Source organism: Patescibacteria group bacterium (assembly GCA_041653535.1).
Lineage (GTDB): Bacteria > Patescibacteriota > Patescibacteriia > JACRDY01 > JACRDY01 > JBAZFH01.
Genome location: JBAZFH010000018.1, coordinates 1 through 4002, shown reverse-complemented (window position 1 = coordinate 4002; position 4002 = coordinate 1). Strand labels below are relative to the sequence as shown.

The 4002-nt window shown below is 36.7% G+C and carries 9 protein-coding genes; all 9 read right to left on the bottom strand.

Translation table 11 applies throughout. The features are described from left to right. Positions 1 to 379 (bottom strand): hypothetical protein (locus tag WC310_05885; GenBank protein MFA5359312.1); only part of this gene is annotated, 379 nt, incomplete at its 3' end. Between the two features lie 28 nt (positions 380 to 407). Further along, on the bottom strand, positions 408 to 611 hold the full coding sequence (locus WC310_05880) for a hypothetical protein (GenBank protein ID MFA5359311.1): 204 nt from the start codon (positions 609 to 611) through the stop codon (positions 408 to 410). A 3-nt stretch (positions 612 to 614) separates the two neighbouring features. Continuing rightward, positions 615 to 920, bottom strand: a complete 306-nt coding sequence (locus WC310_05875) for a hypothetical protein (GenBank protein MFA5359310.1) — start codon at positions 918 to 920, stop codon at positions 615 to 617. Between the two features lie 87 nt (positions 921 to 1007). Then, entirely contained in the window at positions 1008 to 1268 is a 261-nt protein-coding gene (locus tag WC310_05870) for a hypothetical protein (protein MFA5359309.1), read from the bottom strand. A gap of 38 nt (positions 1269 to 1306) precedes the next feature. After that, a complete protein-coding gene (locus WC310_05865) occupies positions 1307 to 1441 on the bottom strand; it encodes a hypothetical protein (GenBank protein ID MFA5359308.1) in 135 nt (44 codons plus the stop codon). 110 nt (positions 1442 to 1551) lie between these two features. Then, complete coding sequence (locus tag WC310_05860) at positions 1552 to 1989, bottom strand: hypothetical protein (GenBank protein MFA5359307.1); 438 nt, start codon at positions 1987 to 1989, stop codon at positions 1552 to 1554. Positions 1990 to 2403: 414 nt separating this feature from the next. Next, a complete protein-coding gene (locus tag WC310_05855; GenBank protein MFA5359306.1) occupies positions 2404 to 2592 on the bottom strand; it encodes a hypothetical protein in 189 nt (62 codons plus the stop codon). A 6-nt stretch (positions 2593 to 2598) separates the two neighbouring features. Next, positions 2599 to 2862 (bottom strand): hypothetical protein, encoded by a 264-nt coding sequence (locus tag WC310_05850; GenBank protein ID MFA5359305.1) that lies wholly within the window; start codon positions 2860 to 2862, stop codon positions 2599 to 2601. Next, positions 2859 to 4002 (bottom strand): hypothetical protein (locus WC310_05845; protein ID MFA5359304.1); only part of this gene is annotated, 1144 nt, incomplete at its 5' end. The genes WC310_05845 and WC310_05850, both read right to left, overlap by 4 nt.

Genomic DNA, 4002 nt, shown 5'->3' with positions numbered 1-4002 from the left:
TATTATAAAGTGAAATATCTTTCAACCAAACATCCGAAGTGTTTATTGGACGAAATAAAATTCCGCCGGATCCGGTGCTGTCTGTTTTCAACCAAACGCTAATGTATCCAATGTCTGTACTTGGACCTGTGATGTTTTTGTACTGATAAGATCCCCAACCGATATTGTTTAATCCGGCATATAAACATTTGTCATCTATACAATTTGTATCAACTACTTGATAAAAAATGTCTGTTGTATCCCATGCCGTTAAATCTCCATTTGAATAAGAAAAATTTTCAACGAATAAAGCGGCAAAAACACCGCCCGGCATGGCAAACCAGCCCACAAGCCCCAAAACAACGCCTAAAAATGACCGGCAAGCCCCTTTGTTTTTCATAGTAGTATAAAACCACGCCCGCAAAAAACTATTTGTGTTTTGTAAGCATGCCCACAATAAATGCGATCACAACCATGCCCAAAAGCACGCCCATGACCATGATCCAAACCGGCTGTAAATCACTAATAATTCCACCGGCAAATGCCATTGAACTTGAAGCAACGCCGGACATGTCAAAATACTCGTAAGCATGAGCATGTGGAATAAAATTTTGTAAAATTAAATTTATCATAAATTAAAAATCGTCATCGTCATCGTCATCGTCATAGTCATCGTCATCATCTAAATAACCGAAACCCGCTGTTTCCGCTTCCACATCATAACTTTTTCTGATCCTTTCTTTTCTTGTTGTCAGAACTCCCGGCAAACTTTTGTCTTTTCTAACTAAACCGATGATAAAACTGATCACAAAAAAAGCAATCCAGCCGCCTAATAAAATAAAGAAAAGCGGTTTGAAATCGCCAAGTGTAGCATTTGCCACGCCCATGATATCTGAAATTTTTTGGCTATCAATAACAATTCCAAGTGTTGATGTTGGCATAAAATAAAAAAAAGATGTTGAGCGGGAAAGCCCGGTGCTTTTTTATCTCTTAATGCCCGGCGGCTTTAAGACAAAACCCGCTGAACATTATTTGCTGCGGAACTTTCCAGCGATCAAACCAACTGCTTTGGAAATGATCCAGAAACCTAACACGACACCTAAAACGAGTGCGATGACAGGGAAAAGATCATTAAAAAGTGTTGGAACATAGGAAGTCATATCAGCCAATAATGTTGAACTGGCAACAGGAATAATTGTTTCTGGTGCGGCACCGGTTCCGGCAAAAGCCGAGAGAGTGGCAACAGCGGATCCAATAACTGATCCAGCGGCGATAAGATACTTTTTCATGAGTAAAAAATTTTTTCACAATTCAACACCCCGACCATTTACCTCATTAAATAGAGGATCAAGTATATTATAGCAAAAACAAAACAAACAGCAAACAGCGTGGCAATGATGTTAAAATCTTGCCCGGTAAAAATTGCCCAAAATGCTGTCAATGTTTTTTCAATTATTGCCATTTTTTAATTCCTTAAATAATCCGACAATGTTTTCAAAATCTCAAAAATTATTCCTGTTAAAAATAAAATGAAAATAAATTCTAAAATATAATTAAAAAGATATGCTGTGATCATTGAAATTTGCGGCGAATTGAAACATACGCCCTAATTACACCCGACAAAATCGCTTTTCCTACCAAAAAAATAATTAAAAAATATAAGCCGCCAACCATTAAAATGTCCGGTGCTGTCCAAGTGTTTGAAAAAACAAATGGTGTTGTTGTGCCATTAAATTCAATAATATAATTTTGATCAACGACAAATGGCTCATCTGTTGCTTCCGGTGTTGCTGTTGGTGTTGGTGTTGGCTCTTGGCAAGTGCTATTCCAAACACACCCGGCTGTTTCACAATCATTTTGATTTAAGCATAGATCACAATTTCCAATTTCACATGTTTGTGCCATTACCATTTTGACCATTGAAAAACAAAAAAAAGCAATGGCTAAAATTAAAGTAATATAAATATAACAAAAATACTTGTCAATAAATTTTCTAAATTTTTCAATCATAATTTTTTTGAAAGAAGCGATCCGGAAAACTGCCAAATGTTTTGCTGTGCCGGGTGTATATGTTTTGGCAATGCCGTTGGCACAAACCGAGCATAAAATTTAATTTGCTTACGGCTTTCTGCTTCTCTTTTGCCGTAAGCAAATTATACACCCCCCTGTCAATAGCAACAACAAATTTAGTGGATATCGTGTGGATATCTTTTGAAAAATTGGGGATAAGAAATCATTTTTTCCTAAACATGCGGAAAATATCAATTATCCCCACCACCAAAACACAACTTATCAACACTTTTATCATAGTTTATCAACACTTTTTCCACCGAAATTAGATATTATTAAAGCCAAAAAATATCATTTTATTACTCAAAAAGTGAAATACCTACTACTACGATTAGTTATATATATATAAATATATTAGTTAATCTCTATTTCAGCGTCAATTTGTAAAAAACTATTATCACGCTGGCATTTGAATATTGGAACTATACCGATCCAATATTCAACATCTTTTTTGGCACTTTCAAGCGTTTTTCTCTTTATTGATCCGCATGAAAATTCTTTTTTACAAATCGGACAATATAATTTTATTTTTACAATATACATATTTTTTTAATTTACACCCGGAATTTTCCGGATCACCCAATTCAAACCTTTGAAAGCCAAAATGCCGATCTCTAAAAGAATAACCGCTTTGAAAACATTAAGCAAAACATCTATCGGCACAATGGTATTCAAGCCGGCAAGTGATCCGCTTGCTTCTGAAATTGCTTCTGCCACCCCGTCAGGAAGCACAACATCGGGCAACAACCGAAACGGAAGTGTCAATGTGAAAAGTAATGCCGATAAAATATAAAGAATTGCTGTTGAAATCATATCTCTAAATTTCTGATCCGGTTAAAAGACCAGAAAACGAATAAAAGCCAAAATGCCCCTGTGAAAAAATTTTTGATATAATCTGTAAAATCGCCAAGCGAACTAAAAGAAACCGAGCCGTCTGTTTCTGTTGTTAATGTATCAAGTGCTGTTTCTGCTGCCGTAAAATATCCGATCGGAATTTTGTTTTTGATATTGTCCCATGTTTCCAAAAATGATCCAAAATCTTCATACTTTGGAATAAAAAGGAATAGTCCTAATTTACACAAACTTTCTGAAAAAAAACTGCTGTCAGGATCGCAAGTCAAAACAAAACCGCTTGATGTTGTTGTGCTTGTTGGCGGAATTTGCCAAATCGCTGATGATGTTGTGCTAACAACAAAATGTGATGTGCTTGTGGCAAGTATATTTTCCGGGCTGATCCAAAAATTTGCTGTGGCATTATACCATTTATCGCCCGGAAGCACAAAACTTTTTGGAATAAAAATTGTCTGCGTTGATGTGCTATCCGGCACGATCATTTTAATTTGTCCGCTGTCCCCAACATAAGAACCCGTTTCTGTTAATGTCCGTATATTAAAATATAAAAGCAACGGCGTTGTTGTGCCTGTATAATACTGATATTCCAAAAGCCATTGCGAAAAATCAGGTGTGCTTGTTTCATCCGGCGGCTGTAAAAAATCTAATGTCATGATCTCTGACGGCGGCATCTCCATGTCATCATCGTCCGGTGCGTTTCCTTCTCCAATAATTATGTTGTCAAACCAACCTTTGTATGTATTGGACGGCTGATTTAATGCTATTCTACCCAACTCAACCGATCCCAACTCGGCACTCCAACTTGACCATGCTTGCCATGCCCCGCCGTATTGTCTGTATCTTGCCCGGCTGTTGTTGTCGCTTTTCCTATACTCTGCTTGGATCTCATACCATGTATTTGCTAAATATGTATATGATAAAATATGATCATCGCCCTGTTTAATTCTCGTATTATAAAGTGAAATATCTTTCAACCAAACATCCGAAGTGTTTATTGGACGAAATAAAATTCCGCCGGATCCGGTGCTGTCTGTTTTCAACCAAACGCTAATGTATCCAATGTCTGTACTTGGACTTGTGATGTTTTTGTACTGATAAGAT